The following is a 20,626-nucleotide window of genomic DNA, read 5'->3' on the forward strand; positions in this document are numbered from 1 at the left end:
AGTACTAGCATAGATTTGTAAAATCTTATACTGTATACTGTAGCATAGATTAAGTAAAGCCGTGCTGGAAGCACGGGGTTTTAAACCCATTTTTTTGATAACTTGAGTCATAACGGAATCGGGAACCTTACTAATATCGCCATTGTTGCCAACACAGAGGCGATATTTTTCTTCTAGCAACTCACGGGCGGTTTTGACTGGTTTGATAGTACGGATATCGATTTGCTTTTCCTTTCGGGATTCGGGCTTGACTTCAGGGTTTGGTTTTTCGGGTTGGGCGATCGCCTGTTGTGAATTAGCGATCGCATTGCTTTGTAAATCCCACCTAGCCAAGTAGTAACCAATGATTGAACCAAATCCAAGCATTAATCCCATTGCAGCAATCAAAAGCTTACTCATTGGTTTCATCGTCATCCTCCTCATCCTCATCATCGTTATTGCAATCCCACCAATCAGGGTTTGCATTCGTGAGGGCATCCCAAAAAGTCCAAATTTTGTCTTCAGGCTCTGTCATGCTGCTTTGCCCTCATCGTCACTACTTGGAAGTGCTGCCAATTCAGGGAAAGCCGAAATATTGATCGGGCTATCATTGCCGCGAGTGAGCCAAGCAAAGAGCTTAGCGGGGGCTTTGCGAACGATCGCCTGTGTCACCTTTTGCCAGTCGATGCTATCTAAAAGTTGATCGGCTATTTCATCATTTAGGCGATCGCTGATTGCCTCGATGCTTGGGGCTGTTTCTTCTGTGGGTAGTGGCTGTACTACCTCAAGCGGTTTCTTTACTGCCATAATGCTTGATACCTAAGAGATTGGGTAAGCGGTGCGTAAGCTGTCGAAATCTAGCGCACCGCTTTTTAATGTTATACCTTAAATACTGTCAGAATGCACAGTAACTAGATAGTATTTACACAGTGTTTATTATTTGATGTTATGGCTAGAAATTCGCAAAAAGTCCAAGTTATGCTCCCTGACAATATTTATGAGGTTATTAAAGCCATGTCGGAATCTGGCGAAACAGCCTCAGAATATTGTGCAAGGGCGATCATCAATAAAGTTGAGCATGATCTGATGGTTAAGTTGCCCGAAAAATGGCAAGCATTCACCGCAAAGGAGGCAAGAAAAGAATGACGGATCGAGACGTTTTAGAGGTACTAGCCAAAGTATCACCCAGAGCCGCTAAAAGCCGATATATTCGCGAGACATTGAATATACCCAAAAGCTCAAAGAATGCAAAAACTGTTTTGCAGTGCCTTGGGAGGTTACAAGCCAAAGGGCAGGCACAAGCATATAAACCCGATCCTTTGGGGGAGAAAAAATATTGGTTTATTACCGAACAAGGTAAGCAATCATTAAAAAATGAGCAATAAAGAAGAGAGGCGATCGCTAAGTTAGCGATCGCCTTTGCTATAGTTAATATTCGCGGGGTGAGTAGTGGTTAGAGCGCACGCGGCAGTGTGTGAATGGCAGTTCGATTCTGTCCCCTGCGGTTTAGATCACATAACAAGAGAGGCGATCGCTAACTTAGCGATCGCCTCTCTTCTTTATTGCTGTAGGTATGCGCTAATTTCAATCTTGGCTCCTAATCTTCGATCTGGAGAGATATAAAATCCTTTGGAGTGTTGCCCCAGTAAATAGGCTTGAGTCAAAGTAAAACAGGTTTCATCAGGGGATAAATCCGTACTCGATCCTTTTTTCATGAAGAAAATATTTGAAGAAATAGACCACGAAGGGACTTCATTGTTTGGATCGGTCATTTCATAAAACAGGGCATAGCATCCTGCCCCATACAGATCTAATGCTTGGCTGAAGTCCTGCCCTCCATCCTGCCAGCCAAAATTATTGAAATCAAGAAAAACATCCCCCACAGGGTGGTGATTGCAATATGCCCAAAAAAATCTCCCGTAAGCATCAGGATATTGAAAAAGCAAGCCCTGATCTTCAAGATAATTATTAGAAACCGTTATTGGCGGGATGGTGTTTCTCCAAATTAGGTTAGCACCGTCAGCGATCGCTACAAAAATATGCCCGTGCCTAGCGTCAAAATACTGCTCCCCTAATGCAATCGGGGCAGTTTGAGGGGGATTATTGCCTACAGCTATTGCACTGCCTCCCCCAGTGCCTCCGCCATCAGCCCCAACGATCTCTAGCCAATCAGTAGGCAAAATCCCATTAGCGCGGTAGATGCGATTTTGATCCACGCGCACTAAAAGCTGTGTTTGGCTCATTGGCTCAGGGAAAGTCTCGTCAAAGATGACGCGCTGCTCTGGCATTGGCGAAAGCTCTACTAGCTGCCCTTGGTTTGTGCCTGTAGCGCGGTAAACCTTGTTTGTGTCAGTAGCGGTCAGTATTTGATCGAAAAAGTCAGGCGTAATGGTTGCAGGATTGCCCGTAAAGGTTCGCAATCTTGCATAGTGCAGATCGGTGGTTAGTTCACTGTGTCGCATATTTAATCCTCAAAAATTACATTAGAGCCATCGGTCACGACTGCGCCATTAGCAACCACAATCGCGCCCAAAATGGCTTCGATATTGCCGCCATCGGCGCTAACCTGCGCCCAGTCGGTAACGTTGTTAGTCGCCTTGGCAACCCATAGGCGATCGCTAAGCGTATTTAGCCAAAAAGTCCCAATTGCATCTGGGGCAATATCAGGATCTTTGGGGTGCAGTATTGCCGAAGGCGGGGGCGCTTCGGCAACATTGATCGTCAGCATCGGATTTGAAATAGGCATTTAATTAAAAGTCACTCCTTTTGGTTCTTGATCCATCCACAAATCTACCCTTACCAAGTCTTCGGCAAGCTTGGAGCCGTCTAGAAAATCTCGCCCCTCGCCTGTAGTTGTTCTACGGACTAGCAGGGTTGCGTATGCAGGGAAAACCTGCACAGGCTCTTTTTTGAGCGCAATATTCTTCTTTTCGACTTCTTCAGTTACCGAAATACTTAGCGGCTTGGCAGTGCTAAGGGTGAGAAAGCGTTTAAGCACTCGCTCGGCTTCGCTCTTATTGCTGGCATAAATTGCCATTTGCCGCCCGTTATCTAGGTTAGCCGTAGCCCTAAATTTGCCCCAAGTATAGGGCTTGCAAGCATCCTTAATTCGCCGCCAAGATAGCCCCACAACTACATCAGGGATAGTTACGGTGACATCTTTACAGTTTTTACTGCCAATGCGCCATGGTGGTTCTTTTTTGCCTTTTTTGAGAATAATCGTTAGCTGGCGGCGCAATGGCTTTGCGGTTAGGTAGTCTTCGGCAGGTTGCCCGACAATTTGCCCAACGTCACGATTGGCAATTAGGCGGTAATTGTTGAGGGCTGACAGGGTTTCTGTCTCAACATCAATTTGCGCCCCTGTGATGATCATCTCTTCTTTGATCTGTTTGTTTGGGCGTAGTCGTACAGTGCGTTTTTTACCTTTAGTAGCCTCGTTTGCCGCTTTTGCTTGAACGTAAGCATCATCTATCTCCTGAGCGATGATCATTCCATTTTCCCAAAAAGTATCAACAAATTCATCGCTTGCCGATTCTGAAAAAGCACGCCAATTTTGATCTTTTATTCCCTCAAGCTGTCGCTCAAATTGAGCGCTGAAGCTCATGTCTACCCCACCCTCAGTAGCTTTGCCTCCGTTTATAAATTTTCTAATGTTTATGTAACTACTAATTAAGGCTTGATTCCCTACAGAGCCGATAGTCTGAAGTAGCGCTGCCCCAAAACTTTGTACGACTTCCCGCCCCCCTTCTTGAATTACTTTACTGGCGACAGCATTAGCTAAAGCGCCCCCCCCTACTACGGGAACAACTAAAGCAACTCCGTATCCTATCCCCAAAGTCACAATAAATCCAAATAGCCGCCCGAAAAAATTCCCGATGGCGCTAAAAGCTCTTGTTTGCTCTGATTTAATCATTGCCTCTAATTCTTTGTCAGAGGCATTCCAGTTAAAAGCCGCGACTCGTTGAACCGTGCTAAAAAATCCTTGAACAATAGCCACAACAGCCCCTGCGCCAAAATTTAAGCTCTGAAATATTGGACCAGATATAAACCCCAAGAAGCCTTTAAACCCTTGAGTGATTTTTTCTAGGATGTTGCTCCTTTCAGATCGAATAATTGGATTTTTTAAGTCCAAATAGCGAATCTTCCCTTTTATATTCCCTACTTTTTCTCTGATTTTTCTTGAAGTAAGTAGGTTTTTTACTAATTTTAGTTGAGTCATAATTTATTTCTCTTCTTTGATATCTGGGGAAGATTCACCTCTATTAAAAGGGGAATTTGGATTGTTGATGTCCTTTAAAAATTGCTTCCAATCATCCTCCGATTTGAGACGCTCTTTTACTTGCTCATCAGCCTTTTCAAGAACCTCTCTCATTTGTTTTTTGTTGCGAAAAAATACGGATTTAATAATCCCTGCGGCAAACATTAGTTTCATGAAGAAGTCGGCGGCTGTTTCCTTGTCTTCGTTTTGCCAGCCTTTGACGTGACCTTTGACTGTTTGTAAAATCTCGTCTATCCGAACCTCTTGATCTTTTTCTCCTAAAACTAATTTTGAGAAGTCAAATTGATACGTTAATTCTCTGTCGGCAGGATTGCCTTTGTAGCCCAAAAATTTCGCATTGGCTTTTGCATAGTCTTGAGTGATCGCAATCCCATTTTTTGCGGCAATTACTTCGGCTGCAATTCTCAAAAGCATTGCTTGATCTACTTCTTGGTTAACCGCGCCTTTAGCAACCAATCCATAGATTTCAGCGATCGCTTCGGCAAGGTTAGGCAATTGAATTTTTTGCTTTTGATCGCCCTTGGTTAAGGGGTCTATATCCTTTACCTCAATCTCAATAGGGAATTCGCCAATCAGCGAGTCCAGCTGATTGGTAAGCCAAAACATAAAGTCAGTTTGGCTTTGAAGTTTATCTACCTGATCGCCAGTTCCAGTTAGCAAACTCCTAGGAACCTCAATGGGATATTTCTCAATCCCTGCGGTTTTACCCAAAAGGTTTAGTAATCCTGTCAAGGATTGATCCGAAAGTTTAACCGCTTTTTGTACTTCACTAGGCAATTTCCCAGTTCCTAATATTTTTTTGATCTCTTTAAGCTCTTTTAGAAGATCATCAGCTTTCTTATTCGCTTTGTCAGCGTTGTCATTTGCATCGCGGCAGCTATTACAACACATACGTTCCTCTGGATCTTTTTTCCTTTTGCGTTTATCATCCCTACCAAATGGTGGTGGTGGTGGGGGCGGTGGTGGTAGTGGGGCGCAATTCGCAGGGACTCCACAACATCTTCCCACAGTCCAACTGATGAAAGTGAAACTAGTTGTATGTTCAAAAATTGGGCTTTGCGGGGTTGCCTGCCGACTGATGCGGACCAAGACGGATTGATAAATATAGGTGTCTGCGAAAGTGTGATAAACCCAAGGCGCTCGATCCGTATCTGAGAAAGGAAAGGATAGATCCAGATGGCATTCAGGTGCAAGATCGCCATACCCTGGTATGGGTTCTGTCGCGCCTAGCCGTACAATTTTGGCTCCCGCCTCTACCTTGATCTCTTCCTTGAAAACTTCTTCTTGCTGTTCTTGCACGATAAAGCCTCTTATATTTCGCATCGTGCCACGATTCCAGCGATTATGCCATCGATTGATAATCCCTTCCCTAGATGCACATTCTGGGGTTTTGCACTGGTTGGGTTGGGGATTTTCATCATAAGGGGGCGGCATTAAGGCATTTATAATGTCTAGCCCCGATGGGGGCGGCGGGTTATCTTCCTTGCAATTAGGATCGCGGCGGCAAACTATCGTAGGAGTCAGCTTTACCCATCCCACAACGGGATAGGTGTAGAGGCAGGTAGTACAGCCATTTGTGCGGACTTCGATCTCAAAGCCGATGGGTGGTCCCAATCGGATCGTATTTCCCTCGCAGTAGGGAGAGGCAGGATATTTTGAGCAATCACGCGGATCGACAGGCTCAAAAGGATCTGATATAGACCACTCATCATTGATAGGCGTAAGTGTGGGAGGGACTGGTAGCTCTCCAAAAAAAGGATTAGCTGTATTGCCGAAAAGATCAGGCTCTTCGGCTCTTTTTATCGGCCGGGGGCTAAAGTCGCGCCCACCAATTCTTCCTGCTCCCCTCATAGCAATAGTTTCCCCCCTTGCAATGGCTGAATAATGTCATACCGCGATGGCTTTTCATGGCTGACAAAGCGCCAATAAATCATTTCGGCTTCGATTTTGCCGCACTTGTACGGAAGCTCGATCGCTTGCACTTGCTTTGAGCGATCGCCCCGATTGTCTTCCATAAACCAGTTATCTAAGTCAAACATTAGACCGCCTCAATCCCAGTTAGAGCGGCGTTACTAGCACTAATCGCACTAATTGCGCCGCGATAAATATTAGAAAAATTAATTTCGTAGCTACCACCACCACGCATTAGGGTAATGCCCTTGTTTAGCTCTGCCATGCTCCCGTAATTGATAAATATTTCTTGGGTGAGTGACCTGTTAACTAGCGTCACCTGTTGCCGATTTGGGTTAGCTGGCAATATCACCTGTGAAGCGCTGCCAACAGTCCATTGATAGGGCTGTGCAAAGCTTATTTCTTTGCTATCAGTTGGTAATGTGGTTATTTCTTCCCTCACACTGCCAAAAATCAATACTCTATCTGTGCCTGATAGCTTGCCATAGCCCACATCGACAATTTGAGCACCTAATAGAAAATCGTTGCTAGTGTCAAAGCTTACGTTATCGGTCAGGTATGGCAATAAATTCACCTGATAGTAAGGCAATCGATTTAAAAGCGATACATCAAAAACGGGTTGCCAGCCTAGCCTAGAGGTTTTGATAAAAAAGCTTATTTGCTTTCGTGGTGACTTCCACTCCATATCACGTAGCGCTGTCAATCGCTCAGTACGGCTTGTGTCTGCGTCAAGGTTTGGTATGTCTGCCTCAACCATCGAATTTATGTCGACTCGCATTCTCAGTGAGGTAATAAATCCGTAAAATCGCAAGGTCTGCACGCGATCGTATGGCGAGATTGCAGATGGCTGATAAATAATCTGCATACTGTCACTGCCCTGCCCAAACGCTGACAGGATCTGCTGTGTACGGCTGAAGGTCTGCTGCAATTCGCTCATTGTTGCCTCAATAAATATTCCCGTTCGGTCATCAGTTGGTCGTAAGCTTCGCTTTTGGATATGCGGAGAGCCGTAGCAATTCGGGCTATTAGGGGTTGTCTTGGGCTGTATTTCGCCCTTTTGCCAAATCGCCCAATCTTTCGGGCAATGGCTCGTTTACTGCAAGTCGACATCAAAGGATAGGCGCGTAATTGCATATTTACAAAAATTAATAATTGCGAGTAAAAGGTATGAGTATTCTTCCGTCTAATTAACGTCCCCATAGGGTTCAAGCTAAATTTCTGTGCTTAATCGTAGCACGTTTGGGAAGTTCGCACCCCTATATGTGGGGATTGACAAAGCTCAAAAAGCGTTAGATTAATAATGCAAACCCTAGATATGGTTTTTTCTATCATGGCTGATTTAACTTTTGCTAACTTAAATACCGCGCTTGGCGGATCTGCTATTTCTGCTTCTGGGTCTTCGCTAACTATCGATTGCTCTATTTTGATGGGTGAATCTGCGATCGCTTTGACGGATCAGAAAGTTGCTGAATTTATTACTCGTTTACTTGACGCAACCGCAGAGGCTCAAGACACATATAACGACGATCCTGCAAATACCACCAAAATCTCTAGCTACCCTCAACCTGTTTCGGGCGTTCCCTTTGTAGATGCCGCTACGGGGGATTTCTATGTTTCTAGTACTTACAGCTTCCAATCTCGCGCCCCATTGAATAAGGCGGCAACTACTGCGGTAGTAGCTTAGATTTGAGAGCGAGCGAGATTCTATCTCGCTCTTTATCTTCTTTTTGTTCACTTTTGAATAACAGTAACAACAATGACATCTCGTTTAGTTTTTGTGGCTATGGCTGCGCCATACGCCGACATTAAGTATGGATTCCGTACTACGGTTAAAGAATCCACATCAACCATTCTCGGACATCAAGCCCTTGTAGTTGACACTCCTGTAACTGGTTTGATTTTCAAGGCAAATACGCCTAAACCTCGCCGCGCTTCTCGCCGTACTGCAACAGGTCTAGAATCTAGCTTTATCGCTCCCTCTGCTGTGGCTGCTGCTGTTGCGGCTGGCTTTGATATTACCAAGGCTCGTCCTAATGGTCGCAAATCTCGTACTCAGTTCCAAATCCCTGTATATGTAACCGTCAACGGTGTTAAGTATGCTTGGGGAATGCGTGTGGCGCAGAAAGCCAAGTTAGGCGCTAACTTTGCTGCTTTAGGCATCAAAGAAGCGACTGGAGCAGAACAGGATCTAGTTTTCGGCGCTTCTTTCCCAAAACCTCCAAGGGCTGAAAGCATCGTAACTAGCAAAAATGGCTCCGTATCTTCTAGCACTTTTTACGATCCTACGAATGAATCTCAAGTTGCTGGCAAATTCAGAACTGAAGCGGGTCAATATACTGCGGCTGCTTGGGCTGACTTCGTATAATGACCGATCGCCTCATTATGACCCCTGACGATTTGGGCTTTTACGAGATCCTTAACGGCTCCCTGCCAATAGATTTCGATGGCTCTCAGTGTGTTATCCAAAGGGCTGGATCGGGGTTACTCGCATCTGTCTCTTTTAGTGAGGCGATCGAGTACGCCCTTGGTGGTGAATACGATTTAGTTGATGATGAATTTGATGGGGAACTATACGATGAGTGATTGGCAGTACGCAACTACCCAAACGTTTAATAGCGTTAGTGGCGCTGTCGATCTCTCATTTGTTTTCTCACAACCTTTCTTAATTATTGATTTGGGTTCTAATCAGAAAAAAGCTTCTTGGAATAAGGCTGGCGACATCCTGCAACTGGTAGATGTCGAGCTGGCTTTAGGGTTTCATACAAGGGTTGAGGTAGCTGATTCTTTTGCCTATCTGGGCTTTGAGCCAACCCTTTTAAATTTTAATGTTGGGGATTCCTATCGACTGCGATTTAAGCCTGTGCCTTGGCTTACCCAATTTACGCTCACTGTTTATCAAGGCAATATTGCCACCGCTCCAAACTCTTACATTCTAGGTATATGAGCCTGATTTACGCCCCTATTAACGAATTGCCATTTGCTCCAAATTTTGAGGGCAATGATTATTTATTGATTTGGGATATTTCGCAACCCGCAAACCAAGCGCGGCGGCTCACCTTTACGGCTTTAGCTTCGTTTCTTGCCTATACCAGTAGGGAATTTGAGTGGGCGGACATCATCAATAAACCCGACACTTTCCCCCCTGCAAGCCATACTCATATTCCTGCGGATATTCTGGGCTTTGATAGCGCTGTTGACGCAAGATTGGGGAATTTGCCCAATGGCGCGATCATTGGTGGTGCTGCACATTTTACGGATGAGGTTCCCCCAGCTACGCGGCGCGATGGATCATTGATACAGATCGGCGATCGCTTGCTTAAGAATAATGGGCAAAGATATTTTTATGATGGATCTGACTGGGTAACGGAGCAAGCTGGAGGGATTGCGGGGCGATGGACGTTTGTGGGCGCTTCAGAACCTTTTTTGCTGGAAAACGCGACCTTAATTGGCTATCAAGATTTAAGCGCCTTGAAAATTGTTTCGCTGAATATCCGATATTTCTTGCTTACTCAAGGCGGTTTAGAAGATGCCAATAATTATTGGCGGTTTGCCTTCGTTTTTAGAGGCTCTCGAAATCAAAATCAATCGGGGTTTTTCAATTGGGAGATGAGCTTGCGATTAGATGGGATTGCTTTCCCCCTTCCCACACTAACACCACAGCATTTAATTTTATATCCGCCAAACCCCAAAACAGCCTTTTGCGATCTTGCCGCGATATCGGCGGCTGCGTTGAAATTTGGCAGTGTTACTAGTATTTTGCAGGCTAGTTTTGTTCTCGTTACCAGAGGAGTTCACCCATAATGATCAAGATTTCATACGCAGACACAACATATGTACTAAATCCCCCCAATTTTGAAGGATTACCTGCAATTCTCAGAGAAAAATATGATCGGGGCGAGTACACGGAAATCCCAGATCTGCCCCATCCCTCACTGCCTTCTGATTGGGAAGGCTTGCTTAATCGACTGCTCTCAGGTGACCTCTATGAGCTTTTCAAATCGATTACTAATGCAGCTTTTTCTAATCCCACTGTGCTAGTGGCCCGAAATGATATTTATGGCGCGATTAGCAATCCAAAGATTAGCGATCGCTTAGGGGCGCTTCGCGCTGGTTTAGATATGCTTGAAAATTCTGGTTTTGAATTGACTGAGCAGCATAAAACGCTGTGGAATCAGGCTGTTGACGAATTAAATTTTCCTGATGAGGTAAAACTATGAGTTTGCAAGATGCGATCGCTATTTTTGGAGTGCTGACTACGATCATCACCATTGTCTATATGCTTGGGCAACAATCCCAAAAAATCGCCCAGTCCGCCAAAGATTTAGATGCACTTTTTGACAATGTTCGGCTTAACAATGAACGCCTTTCAGATTTAGAAAAGGCATTTATCAGGACTGAGCAGCGCGTCACCTTCTTGGAGGATCGAGTCTATGGCGATGAGACGATCGCTAGAGTTCGGGAGAGATAGGGGGCTTAGGTCTATCGGCTCTTTGCATGAGTAGATCGTATGCTTTTTGATGATGGCGATCGCTAATCCAGTGGTGATACAAATCGCTGTGAACTTTGGCACTATGTCCCATCTGTTGCGCTGCCAGTGAAATATCAAGCCCAAACTCAAGGCTACGGACTGCCCAACAATGGCGTAAATCGTAAGGCTTGAAGGGGATAGAATATCTTTTAAATGCCTTTGATACTTTGGCTCCTAAATCAGCGTTGCTTTTGCCCTTTACCTGCGGCAAGGCAGCGCTTTTTAATTGAAATAAATCTACCCATTCGGGATAGCAAGCCCAAACGCGCCGCGCTCCTGTTTTGCCATCGGTCACGGTCAGGATAGGCAGATCCTCAAGATTTAGATTAAATATTTCGTGCGGTCTAATCCCGTATGTGGCAAGCATCCCATATACCCATTGCCAAGCAGGGTTTGAGATTTTGTAATAGGTTTCTTGGATTTGTTCATCAGTTGGCAGATCGCGGGGGCTAACTTTTAATGGTGAGTGCTTGCCCGCATAGATGGAAAAATCAAAATTTAGATCAGCAAATTTGGATAGGGCATTAGCAACCATGCAATAAATTTGTCGACTGCGAGTGTCAGGGTCAATCCTAAAAATAGTTTCTTTCAGGATTTCGACTGTGAGCGGTGCATCTGGTGGTAAACGCTTCAGTACTTCATAGTAATTTTTTCGCCATGTGGTGAGCGTTTTGGGGTTCTTGTCACGCTTTGAAAAATAATCTTTTTCAAACCTTTCTACCCACTCGCCGCAATTTTGGGCAATTTGGCGATCGCTCAAATAAGGTATCCACGAAAATTCTTTGCAATCCAACAGCGCCCCAACTTTTCGGGCTTCGGCTTCGGCATTTTTTACGCCCAAAGGATTTGCATGAATGCCAAGCGCTAAGCGCTGCTGATATGGCGCTTTTTTATCGCTGTCTGGTTTCGGGGGAAAAGTACCGCGCAAATATAGGCGATCGCCTTGCCTTGTAATTGAGATTCCCACCTTTGCCGCTTTGAGCCGCCCGTTAGCTTGGGCGATCCTTCCGTCTATGTCGATTTCTGCCATGCCTAAAGTTAGCCTATTTTTTCCGTGTCTATTAGGTAGTATTGGGTAGTATTAGGTAGTATTGCAAATTTCGGCATACTAAAAAAGCCTTGCATTGCAAGGCTTTTGAGTGATTTTTAGTCGCTGAAAAAGAGCCGATGAACAGATTTGAACTGTCGACCTGCCGATTACGAATCGGCTGCACTACCCCTGTGCTACATCGGCGCTAGAATTTAGCAATAAATTTAGCAATTAATACTATAGCACTGGAAACTACAAATTTTGTTTTGCCACACAAAAAATGGACTAGCCAAAGATGCGACTAGCCCATTTATTTCACAGTTAACTTGCAAAATTGCACACCTTACTGCACAGTGAGCTTAACATTAGCATTGCTCAATCCTGGGCGCTTGACTTCAGCCAAAGCCTTGTTTACAGCATACTTCTGATTGATTGAGTTGATTAACTCGGTCTGATTGTGCTTTTTGGCAACACCCCAGAGATCAGCAATCAAATCAAAGGAGCCATCGGCATTACGAGACCAACCAAGATCGTAGTCACCTTCGAGAGTTGCTACGATGTCAGCGCGAATGCGTTGGCTGTTGTAACCACGCACATCTGCCTCAGCCTTGACGCTAATACCAAGATCGCGCAACGAAGACTTGAGGACTTCGGCATCAGTAATTTTTGTGCGAAGTGTGCTGAAATGAGACATAATAGTATTGCTCCTGTAAATAAATGTGAACTCAACTGTTGACTCAAACGGGAGACATAAGAGCGCGATTGGTTACTACTCCTATGTTAGCTGCTAGATCCAGAATATTTTGATAAGACATTCTGTAGAATCTAGCCTTAAACCTGCTGCCTACGAAACAGCAGGATAAGCTTTTAAAACTCCATACGCTGATATTCAGCGACTGAAGTGGCGGCGGGTCTTGCCCGCATCCTTGCCCAATCTCGCAAAGCAGCCACCTGCTCTGTCATCGTGCGAGATAGTGGGGTCGTGGACTTCACCGCCGAAATAATATCTAGCTGCGTGAACTCACGATCCTGAGCAAAAGCCTCATACATGGCGGCAATTACCGCCTGTTCGATCTCCGCCCCCGAAAAGCCATCACTTACTTTAGATAGCTGCTCTAGATCAAATCTTTCCAATGTTTCTAAGCTAGGGCGGCGCTTACGCAGATGAATTTGGAAAATATCTCTGCGCTCTTCGGCATTGGGTAAATCCACAAAGAACAATTCATCAAAACGCCCTTTTCTTAAAAATTCCCCAGGCAACTTTTCGATACGATTAGCTGTTGCCATCACAAAGACGGGGGATTTCTTTTCCTGCATCCATGTCAAGAATGTGCCGAAAATCCTTGATGAAGTGCCGCCATCGGAATCGGCTGAGCCTGCACCGCCTGCAAAAGCTTTATCTAGCTCATCGATAAATAGGATCATCGGTGAGATCGATTCGGCAACCCTAAGGGCATTGCGTAAATTAGCTTCCGACTTGCCAACGGTTGAGCCGTCATAGACGCGCCCCATATCAAGGCGAATTAATGGTAGTGACCATAGCCTAGCTGTTGTTTTGGCGATCAAAGATTTACCGCAGCCAGGTACACCTAAAATTAACATCCCTTTTGGCTGAGGTAAGCCGTAGTTTCTGGCTCTTTGGCTAAAGGCATTAGAACGCTGTTGTAACCAATGCTTTAGCTCTTCTAGTCCACCAACGGATTCGAGATCCTCTTCGTCTTCGATATATTCGAGGATGCCATTGCGACGAATTAGCTGTTGCTTTTCGGAAAGTACAATTTCCACTTCCTCTTCAGTCAACTTGCCATTGGTGACTTGGGCTTTGCGGTATACCTTTTCTGCCTCATCTTGAGTTAAGCCTAGGGTTGCTCTGACCAATTTTTCGCGGGTTTCCGATGAGATCTTTTTGGTGCGAATCTGGCCAAGCTGCTGATCTAGTACTTCTTCGATCGCCTGCATATCTGGCAAGGGAAAGTCAAGAACAACTATTTCCTTTTCGAGTTCCACAGGGATAAATTGGATCGGCGACATCAAGATAATTGTTTTTTGAGTGCCTTTAAAGTTGGCGATCGCATCACGCAAACAGCGAACTGTTACTGGATGATCTAAGAAAGGGTGCATATCTTTAAATACGAAGATAGCAGGATCTTTCTGATCGGCGCGAGTAACCCACTTTAAGGCTGCCTCAGCAGATTCTGTATTATGCTGCGATGCACCTGTAGTTTGGCCATATTCAATGATGCCTTGGGTAACAGTCCATACAAACATCCGACGCGCTGGCTTGAGTTGAGAGATTGTTGCGATCGCCCTTTCGGCTCTCTCTTCCTCAGGCGTATTGAGGTAGATCAAGGGATATTGGGCTTGAATTAAGATGCTAAGTTGTTCTTGCATATACATAATACGGAGGCAATAACCTCCATCCTCACCTTGATCTACAGAGTCTATGAAAGTTTAATCAAAATCAGCCAATTGATAGCAGTTCTTCCGAATCATGGCTATCGGTTTTACCGACAGTCACAGGGATAACAGAATTGCGATTTCCCCCGATCGCTAGTAACTCACCTTCACGGATTACAACTGTTTGGGAACAAGATGGACAGTTATAGGTTTGATGAGTATGCCCAATGCCCGATGATTCAACAATGTCAGAGTGAGACAGGTAAAAACTGATTGCTTTTTCTGCTAATTCTGACATGGTGTCACCATCAATAGCAGAGCGGATCTTTAGCTGTTGATGCAGTTGTTCGGGGAGATAAAATGTTACTTTTTGCGTTACCTTTTGCTTGTCTTGCATATTGGTTAAGAACAGTGAATACCCGGGTATGTGATTAAGTTACAGGCATAATTTTATACTGTCAAGGCGCTAGACCATCATGACAGCAATATCGTAACATTTCTTTACAAATACCTTGCGTGGGTAAAAATTTACGATAATTCTATGAAAATCGAATTAAAAATCAAATAAATACCATCGGTTTATTTTTGAGTGGGGCAAAGGCTTCGGCATCAAAACGGTACAGACTGGCAGGACGACCAGCGCCCTTTGAGGTTTTGCTGCCAGTGTCACTTAAAAATCCTAATTTCAATAATCTTGTACGGAAATTGGAATAGTCGGAAAAGTTTTCGCCAAGAACTGTGGTGTAGAGTTGGTAGAGATCGCTGAGGGTAAAGGCTTCGGGCAGAACATCAAAGGCAACGGGGCTATATTCTAATTTGTTGCGGAGGCGGCGATGTCCATATTCGAGAATACGATTGTGATCAAAGGCGAGTTGGGGAACCTGTTGGACAGGATACCAAGCGATGCCGCTTACACCATCGGCGATCAATTCAGCTTGAGAAAAGGGGACTAGGGCAAAATAGCTTACTGAGAGATAGCGCACATTATATTGATCAGGGGCTTCGCGGGGATCGCGACCAATATCGCCAAAGGTATATAGCTGTTCGAGGTAAAGATTTTTAGCGCGGATCTTTTCAGAGAGAATACGATAGGCCGATTCTTCGAGGGATTCGCCTTGGCGGACGAGGGTTCCTGGTAAGCACCAATGATCGCGATAGGGTTCATGTTGACGCATGACAAGTAATACTAGAAGGCGATTTTGGTCGGTATCTACGGAAAAGATCACGTTGTCAACGCCGACCTTAAAATCTGCCTTGAAATCTGCTAGGAGTTTGGAGGCTGTGGGGCGGGACTTGTCTGCCATGCGTAAAGCGACTCTTGTTGGATATATGCTGCGACTGTGGGTATTATGACTGAACTATTACCTTTGTTGCGATAGTCCGATGAAGAAACATTGGGAATTGATGTAGATGCTGGGGCGATCGCTACTTTTGTTCCCATGCTAATCAGGCGATCGATATCGGCTGAGACAATGGTTATTCCTTGACGTGGCACGATCAATAAACTCACCTGACTGAGTAATTCTTGAGCGCGATACCATGTGGGTAGTTGTGGCACGAGGTCGCCGCCAATCACAAGGGTAAAATGGGCATGGGGTAAAATTTGTTGGGCTTGTTCAAGGGTGTGAATTGTGCGGGGATGGCTCAATTCAGGATGAATTGTAATGCTGTGGGGCGGTGGTTGGATCGCAGCGATGGTTAGCTCCATCATTTTTAGGCGATCGCTTAGGCTGGCTTGATGCACTTTAAAGGGGTTATCTGCTACCCAAACCAATACGCGATCATAATGGTGATCTAGCCATTGCAATATTTGTTGGTGTCCAATACTGGGCGGGTCGGCACTAGTTCCAAAAAGAGCGATATTCATTTTTCCTACAAATAAACCATGACCGCGATCGCACCTTACAGCATCGATTATAAACCGATAAAACAAATTAGGATGACCGCAATGAAGATTTACCGCCTATTGAGATAGCGCTGTATAATAGAAGTCCCGTCGTTTTCTATTGGCAATTTGCATGGCTGACTTGGTGGTGTCCTCAACCCAAATTAATCGCGCTGCCCTCACGCCGATGATGCAGCACTATATCGAGATGAAAGAGCAGTACCCCCATGCGGTGATGCTGTATCGGTTGGGAGATTTTTTTGAGGCGTTTTTTGAGGATGCGGAACTAATTGCCCGTGAATTGGAACTGGTACTAACGGGGCGCGATGGCGGCAAAGCGATCGGCAGGATTGCTATGGCTGGTATTCCCCACCATGCCCTCGATCGCTACGCCAATCAATTAGTGGAAAAGGGCTATGCCATCGCTGTCTGTGACCAAATGGAATCGGCTGCGGAGGCGCAAGGACTAGTCCGCCGCGAAGTGACAAGGGTGATTACCCCAGGGACGGTGATTGAAGAGGGAATGTTGGCGGCGAAACAGAATAATTTCTTGGCAGCGATCGCCAATAGTGGCGATAATTGGGGCTTAGCCTGTACGGATATTTCCACAGGCGAGTTTATAGTGACGCAGTTAACCAGTGCCGAACATCTAATCCAAGAGCTATTGCGCTTGCAACCTGCGGAAATTCTTATTCCCATTGATATTCCCAATCCCCAAATGTTTCGGGGTAGCAAGGCAGAGAAGTCTAGCACCCTTTGGGAAGGCATTGCATCTCAAAAAAAATCTAGTCTCCCTGCCCCTTACGATCGCCTCCCCGACAGTTTTTGTTATACGCCGCGATCGCAGTCTGCCTTTGCCCTTGCTGAAGCTAAACAACGCATATTTGACACCTTTCGGGTGAAATCATTAGAAGGGTTTGGTTGTGCGGCGCTCCCTTTAGCGATTAGGGCGGCAGGGGGGATTTTGGAATATTTGGAGTCCACGCAAAAGAGCGTGAAAATGCCATTACAAGGGATCTCTACCTATGCGATCGCCGATTATTTAATTCTCGACAGTCAGACCCGTCGCAATCTAGAAATTACGCAAACCGTGCGCGATGGCACTTTTTATAGTTCGTTGCTATGGGCTTTGGATAAAACCTCCACAGGTATGGGCAGTCGGGCATTGCGACGCTGGCTGTTGCAACCCCTCAAAGATATTACTGCGATCAATGAACGTCTTGACACCATTAGCGAACTAGCTAAGAAACATTCACTGCGAAAGGAGCTTAGGCGGTGTCTCAGTCAGATCTATGACATAGAGAGGCTATGCAGTCGCATCGGTGCGGGTACTGCCAATGGGCGGGATCTGATTGCGGTGGCAATGTCTTTAGAAAGAATGCGCGATGTCTCGGATGTGGTGGTAGAGTCGCGATCAAGCCATTTACAGGCACTGCAATCCGTTCCTTCGGAATTGCTACAACTGGGTTCACAACTGCAAAACACCCTCATCGAAGAACCACCAATTTACATTACCGAAGGGAACTTAATCCGTAATGGGGTCAATGCTCAACTCGATCAAATGCGCCAACAGAGTCGTGATGATGTGGAATGGTTGGCATCCTTTGAGAAGCAGGAGAAGGAACGCACTGGCATTAACACCCTCAAGGTCGGATTTAATAAGGCTTTTGGCTATTACATCAGCATTTCGCGAGGCAAAAGCGAACAGGCTCCTGCGGACTATATTCGCAAACAAACCCTCACCAACGAAGAGCGCTATATTACGCCCGAATTAAAAGAACGGGAAACCAGAATTCTCAATGCCGATCAAGAATTGAAACAATTGGAATATGATCTGTTTGTGGAACTGCGATCGCTGGCGGCGAAACAAATCGAACCAATGCGAATTTTAGCCAATGCCCTTGCTGCTGCCGATGTGCTATGCAGCCTAGCGGAGGTGGCTGTTACTTATAACTATAGCCGTCCTGAGATCAAGGGCGATCGCACCCTTTCCATTACCAACGGTCGCCATCCTGTGGTCGAGCAATCGCTTCCCGCAGGGTTCTTTGTGCCCAACTCTGTCCATCTCGGCTATGAAGACGATCGCCAAAATCCTGATTTAATCGTCTTAACAGGTCCAAATATGAGCGGCAAAAGTATCTACTTGCGGCAGGTGGGTCTAATTCAATTAATGGCGCAGGTGGGGAGCTTTGTCCCTGCGGAGGCGGCAACCTTGGGCATATGCGATCGCATCTTTACCCGTGTGGGCGCAGTTGACGATCTAGCCACAGGGCAGTCAACTTTTATGGTGGAAATGAATGAAACTGCCAATATTCTCAACCATGCTAAAGTTAATTCCCTAGTGCTGCTCGATGAAATCGGACGCGGCACTTCCACCTTTGACGGTATGGCGATCGCTTGGTCAGTTGCCGAATATCTCGCCCAGCAAATTAAAGCCAGAGCCATTTTTGCTACCCATTACCACGAACTAAATGAACTTGCCAGCCTCTTGCCAAATGTGGCAAATTTTCAAGTCACGGTCAAAGAGATGGAAGATGAAATTATTTTTTTGCATCAAGTGCAATCGGGAGGAGCCGATCGCTCTTACGGCATTGAAGTCGGTCGTCTCGCGGGGTTGCCAACCACGGTGATCAATCGCGCTAAGCAAGTTCTTGAGCATATTGCTAGAAATAGCCATATTGCCACAGGGTTGAGATCGGGCAATGACTCGACAACCAAACCTAAGGATCAGCGATCGCCTGATAAATCCAAACCACCAAAAACACAAATGAATATCTTTGAGTAAGCCCAAAACAATCGGCGTTGGTATAAATATTCAGTAATATCAGTAATATTAGATAGGTGCTAACTTGGCATCACTTACGAGCGAGGCAAAACAATAAGCTTGATTTCCCTTCTCAGTAAGCAATTTAGCGGAACCCACTCTACGCACCCCCCTTAAATGCGTTAGACTATTTTAATCTTTAGGGGAAACAACTACATAAGGCAGGCTAAAAAATGGCTAAGCGCGTAAGAATCGAGCCTATTGCTCAAACGGCAGACATTGCTACAAATGGTGCATTGTTGTCTGGGCTAATGGGGGATGAGCTAAATATTTTAAAAGAATGTGGTGGGCGTGGAATGTGTGCCACTTGCCACGTGTACATCCAAGAAGGAATGACATCTCTCAGCCAGATGGGAAAACGTGAGCAACGCACTCTAGAAGTGATCACAACCTGCAAGCCCAACTCTAGGCTGGCTTGCCAAGCCAAAGTTATGGGCGAGGGGATTGTGGTCGAGCTGCCAGTCGGTATGTATGTTCAGTCGATTCAAGATATCGCTGCCTTGATTGGCAGAAGATGCGAGAAGCCTTTACTCAGTCCGATTACAGGACAGACCTTAGTGGAGGTTGGACAGCTAATCACCCGATCAGTTGTGCGTCAACTAGAAAACACCAACTTCAGCGTTGGCGAACAACTGGCAAACACTAAACGGGTTGATGTTTTTGAATAAATTTGCATAAATTTGCATAAATTTGCATGATCTTTCTGCACACACATTTTGAATAAACTTAGGAGTACTGAAATTATGGCCGTTGCTGCCGATCGCCCCAATATTGCCCCCAAGCATAAGAGAAAGAACAATCATTACAGTCTGCAAGATTTTTTTCAGCCCAATCTAGAGAAAGGAATCATCGAAGATTGGAATGGGCTGAGAAATATTTTCGCCAGTGAGGATTTTATCATTGGACTCCAAGAGGGGCTAGAGGATGAAGTCGGTGAAGCTTCGGCGGCGGTAATGTATTCCATCGGCTGCGAGTGGGGCTTACAGGATGCTTTATTTTTCACAACATGGTTTGAGCGCGACTTTGGGCGCAGTATTCGTCAAACCAACTTGCCATTTTTGTTAGAAACTTGGTGGTGGCCCTTTACCTCTCAAGGTTGGGGACGCTGGCAGGTAGACATGAGCGATCGCAAGCAAGGATTTATGTTTATCAGTGTCTATGACTCAGCAGTGGCTCGCAGTCTTGGGGATGTGGGCAAACCTGTTTGTCACCTCTACGCAGGGCTATTTTCAGGATTCTTTACGCATCTCGTCAACAAAGAATTAGATTGCATCGAGATCCAATGTTACTCTATGGGCGAAAATTACTGTAAGTTCCTGCTTGGTGGCAAAAACCGCATTGATGCTGCCGCATTCTGGCTCAATGAGGGAGCGACAACCCGCGACATCGAAGGACGTTTACGCAATGGAGAATTTCTAAAATGAAAAACGACTCAGATTGGCGGGTACAGTCATTACGCAGCTTTTGGCAAGATGTCAATTGGGACAATCGCCCCCTAATTACCACCATTGACAATCGGCAACAGGTAGCTTCCAGCTTGAGCTTCACTATGTCCGTTAGAGAATATTTTCGAGCGATCACCTGGACGGGGGTTCCAGCGATCGCCATGACTAACACTGCGGCAAAGGCAGAAGCGAAGGCAATCCCTGTCGATGAAACAAAAGAAACCCTCGAAGATTTCCTGAACGACATTTCTAGCTTCTTTTGATTATCATTTGTCCAAATATTGAGACGCAACTTTTTTAGCTTTATTACCACCTCTTGCTGTCAGTTTACACAAGTGTCATCACCAG

29 protein-coding genes and 1 tRNA gene are annotated in these 20,626 nt (G+C 45.5%); 13 read left to right on the forward strand and 17 right to left on the reverse strand.

The window, feature by feature from the left end; genetic code table 11:
- The 3 genes from H6F44_RS11790 to H6F44_RS11795 all read right to left on the reverse strand — a co-directional run.
- Window positions 1-408, reverse strand: a 408-nt coding sequence (locus H6F44_RS11790) for a hypothetical protein (RefSeq protein WP_206754459.1), incomplete at its 3' end; no start/stop codon positions are given.
- Window positions 392-514 (reverse strand): hypothetical protein, encoded by a 123-nt coding sequence (locus H6F44_RS23555; RefSeq protein WP_277874119.1) that lies wholly within the window; start codon window positions 512-514, stop codon window positions 392-394. The genes H6F44_RS11790 and H6F44_RS23555, both read right to left, overlap by 17 nt.
- Window positions 511-786, reverse strand: coding sequence for a hypothetical protein (locus H6F44_RS11795; protein WP_190351161.1), 276 nt, complete (start codon window positions 784-786; stop codon window positions 511-513). The genes H6F44_RS23555 and H6F44_RS11795 overlap by 4 nt, the downstream gene beginning before the upstream one ends.
- Before the next feature lie 141 nt (window positions 787-927).
- Between H6F44_RS11795 and H6F44_RS11800 the strand changes: the two genes are divergently transcribed.
- Both H6F44_RS11800 and H6F44_RS11805 read left to right on the forward strand, forming a co-directional pair.
- Window positions 928-1,125, forward strand: a complete 198-nt coding sequence (locus H6F44_RS11800) for a hypothetical protein (protein ID WP_190351162.1) — start codon at window positions 928-930, stop codon at window positions 1,123-1,125.
- Window positions 1,122-1,364: a hypothetical protein gene (locus tag H6F44_RS11805; protein WP_190351163.1), complete on the forward strand. Its 243-nt coding sequence runs from the start codon at window positions 1,122-1,124 to the stop codon at window positions 1,362-1,364. The genes H6F44_RS11800 and H6F44_RS11805 overlap by 4 nt, the downstream gene beginning before the upstream one ends.
- Window positions 1,365-1,538: 174 nt before the next feature.
- Here the strand turns inward: H6F44_RS11805 and H6F44_RS11810 are convergent, their stop codons facing one another.
- From H6F44_RS11810 to H6F44_RS11840, 7 genes are all read right to left on the reverse strand, one after another.
- Window positions 1,539-2,441, reverse strand: a complete 903-nt coding sequence (locus H6F44_RS11810) for a hypothetical protein (RefSeq protein WP_190351164.1) — start codon at window positions 2,439-2,441, stop codon at window positions 1,539-1,541.
- Window positions 2,442-2,443: 2 nt separating this feature from the next.
- Window positions 2,444-2,725 (reverse strand): hypothetical protein, encoded by a 282-nt coding sequence (locus tag H6F44_RS11815; protein ID WP_190351165.1) that lies wholly within the window; start codon window positions 2,723-2,725, stop codon window positions 2,444-2,446.
- Entirely contained in the window at window positions 2,726-3,976 is a 1,251-nt protein-coding gene (locus H6F44_RS11820; RefSeq protein ID WP_190351166.1) for a hypothetical protein, read from the reverse strand.
- A 225-nt stretch (window positions 3,977-4,201) separates the two neighbouring features.
- Window positions 4,202-6,109 (reverse strand): hypothetical protein, encoded by a 1,908-nt coding sequence (locus H6F44_RS11825; RefSeq protein WP_190351167.1) that lies wholly within the window; start codon window positions 6,107-6,109, stop codon window positions 4,202-4,204.
- Window positions 6,106-6,297 (reverse strand): hypothetical protein, encoded by a 192-nt coding sequence (locus tag H6F44_RS11830; protein ID WP_190351168.1) that lies wholly within the window; start codon window positions 6,295-6,297, stop codon window positions 6,106-6,108. The genes H6F44_RS11825 and H6F44_RS11830 overlap by 4 nt, the downstream gene beginning before the upstream one ends.
- Entirely contained in the window at window positions 6,297-7,106 is an 810-nt protein-coding gene (locus tag H6F44_RS11835) for a hypothetical protein (RefSeq protein WP_190351169.1), read from the reverse strand. The genes H6F44_RS11830 and H6F44_RS11835 overlap by 1 nt, the downstream gene beginning before the upstream one ends.
- Window positions 7,103-7,369, reverse strand: coding sequence for a hypothetical protein (locus tag H6F44_RS11840; protein ID WP_190351170.1), 267 nt, complete (start codon window positions 7,367-7,369; stop codon window positions 7,103-7,105). The genes H6F44_RS11835 and H6F44_RS11840 overlap by 4 nt, the downstream gene beginning before the upstream one ends.
- Window positions 7,370-7,499: 130 nt before the next feature.
- Between H6F44_RS11840 and H6F44_RS11845 the strand changes: the two genes are divergently transcribed.
- The 7 genes from H6F44_RS11845 (at window position 7,500) to H6F44_RS11875 (ending at window position 10,637) form a co-directional block, all read left to right on the forward strand.
- On the forward strand, window positions 7,500-7,853 hold the full coding sequence (locus H6F44_RS11845; RefSeq protein WP_190351171.1) for a hypothetical protein: 354 nt from the start codon (window positions 7,500-7,502) through the stop codon (window positions 7,851-7,853).
- 72 nt (window positions 7,854-7,925) lie between these two features.
- Window positions 7,926-8,534: a hypothetical protein gene (locus tag H6F44_RS11850; protein WP_190351172.1), complete on the forward strand. Its 609-nt coding sequence runs from the start codon at window positions 7,926-7,928 to the stop codon at window positions 8,532-8,534.
- Window positions 8,534-8,752: a hypothetical protein gene (locus H6F44_RS11855; protein WP_190351173.1), complete on the forward strand. Its 219-nt coding sequence runs from the start codon at window positions 8,534-8,536 to the stop codon at window positions 8,750-8,752. Before H6F44_RS11850 ends, H6F44_RS11855 begins: the two co-directional genes overlap by 1 nt.
- Entirely contained in the window at window positions 8,745-9,113 is a 369-nt protein-coding gene (locus H6F44_RS11860) for a hypothetical protein (protein ID WP_190351174.1), read from the forward strand. The genes H6F44_RS11855 and H6F44_RS11860 overlap by 8 nt, the downstream gene beginning before the upstream one ends.
- Window positions 9,110-9,970, forward strand: a complete 861-nt coding sequence (locus tag H6F44_RS11865) for a hypothetical protein (RefSeq protein ID WP_190351175.1) — start codon at window positions 9,110-9,112, stop codon at window positions 9,968-9,970. Before H6F44_RS11860 ends, H6F44_RS11865 begins: the two co-directional genes overlap by 4 nt.
- Complete coding sequence (locus H6F44_RS11870) at window positions 9,970-10,386, forward strand: hypothetical protein (RefSeq protein ID WP_190351176.1); 417 nt, start codon at window positions 9,970-9,972, stop codon at window positions 10,384-10,386. Before H6F44_RS11865 ends, H6F44_RS11870 begins: the two co-directional genes overlap by 1 nt.
- Complete coding sequence (locus H6F44_RS11875) at window positions 10,383-10,637, forward strand: hypothetical protein (protein WP_190351177.1); 255 nt, start codon at window positions 10,383-10,385, stop codon at window positions 10,635-10,637. The genes H6F44_RS11870 and H6F44_RS11875 overlap by 4 nt, the downstream gene beginning before the upstream one ends.
- Here the strand turns inward: H6F44_RS11875 and H6F44_RS23180 are convergent.
- The 7 genes from H6F44_RS23180 to H6F44_RS11910 form a co-directional block, all read right to left on the reverse strand.
- Window positions 10,618-11,727 carry a site-specific integrase gene (locus tag H6F44_RS23180; protein WP_242016544.1) on the reverse strand — a complete coding sequence of 370 codons (1,110 nt, stop codon included), beginning with the start codon at window positions 11,725-11,727 and terminating at the stop codon, window positions 10,618-10,620. The two genes, H6F44_RS11875 and H6F44_RS23180, sit on opposite strands and share 20 nt — an antisense overlap.
- Window positions 11,728-11,859: 132 nt before the next feature.
- Window positions 11,860-11,931 (reverse strand) — tRNA-Thr (locus H6F44_RS11885).
- A gap of 139 nt (window positions 11,932-12,070) precedes the next feature.
- The gene (locus H6F44_RS11890) at window positions 12,071-12,421 is read right to left on the reverse strand and encodes a DUF1257 domain-containing protein (RefSeq protein WP_190351178.1); all 351 of its coding nucleotides are present in this window, start codon (window positions 12,419-12,421) and stop codon (window positions 12,071-12,073) included.
- Window positions 12,422-12,594: 173 nt separating this feature from the next.
- Window positions 12,595-14,118, reverse strand: a complete 1,524-nt coding sequence (gene ycf46 / locus H6F44_RS11895) for a stress-responsive protein Ycf46 (RefSeq protein WP_190351179.1) — start codon at window positions 14,116-14,118, stop codon at window positions 12,595-12,597.
- Between the two features lie 70 nt (window positions 14,119-14,188).
- The gene (locus H6F44_RS11900) at window positions 14,189-14,521 is read right to left on the reverse strand and encodes a hypothetical protein (RefSeq protein ID WP_190351180.1); all 333 of its coding nucleotides are present in this window, start codon (window positions 14,519-14,521) and stop codon (window positions 14,189-14,191) included.
- Window positions 14,522-14,684: 163 nt separating this feature from the next.
- Entirely contained in the window at window positions 14,685-15,428 is a 744-nt protein-coding gene (locus H6F44_RS11905) for an NUDIX hydrolase (RefSeq protein ID WP_190351181.1), read from the reverse strand.
- Window positions 15,389-15,991: a nicotinate-nucleotide adenylyltransferase gene (locus H6F44_RS11910; protein WP_190351182.1), complete on the reverse strand. Its 603-nt coding sequence runs from the start codon at window positions 15,989-15,991 to the stop codon at window positions 15,389-15,391. Before H6F44_RS11910 ends, H6F44_RS11905 begins: the two co-directional genes overlap by 40 nt.
- 151 nt (window positions 15,992-16,142) lie before the next feature.
- On the opposite strand from H6F44_RS11910, the gene mutS reads away from it, so the two are divergent.
- The 4 genes from mutS (at window position 16,143) to H6F44_RS11930 (ending at window position 20,541) form a co-directional block, all read left to right on the forward strand.
- Window positions 16,143-18,794, forward strand: a complete 2,652-nt coding sequence (gene mutS / locus H6F44_RS11915; protein ID WP_190351183.1) for a DNA mismatch repair protein MutS — start codon at window positions 16,143-16,145, stop codon at window positions 18,792-18,794.
- A gap of 212 nt (window positions 18,795-19,006) precedes the next feature.
- Window positions 19,007-19,501, forward strand: a complete 495-nt coding sequence (locus tag H6F44_RS11920; RefSeq protein ID WP_190351184.1) for a 2Fe-2S iron-sulfur cluster-binding protein — start codon at window positions 19,007-19,009, stop codon at window positions 19,499-19,501.
- A 75-nt stretch (window positions 19,502-19,576) separates the two neighbouring features.
- Window positions 19,577-20,257, forward strand: a complete 681-nt coding sequence (locus H6F44_RS11925) for a V4R domain-containing protein (protein ID WP_190351185.1) — start codon at window positions 19,577-19,579, stop codon at window positions 20,255-20,257.
- A complete protein-coding gene (locus H6F44_RS11930) occupies window positions 20,254-20,541 on the forward strand; it encodes a hypothetical protein (protein ID WP_190351186.1) in 288 nt (95 codons plus the stop codon). The genes H6F44_RS11925 and H6F44_RS11930 overlap by 4 nt, the downstream gene beginning before the upstream one ends.
- Window positions 20,542-20,626 lie beyond the last annotated feature (85 nt).

It is taken from the genome of Pseudanabaena cinerea FACHB-1277, from assembly GCF_014696345.1.
Lineage (GTDB): Bacteria > Cyanobacteriota > Cyanobacteriia > Pseudanabaenales > Pseudanabaenaceae > Pseudanabaena > Pseudanabaena cinerea.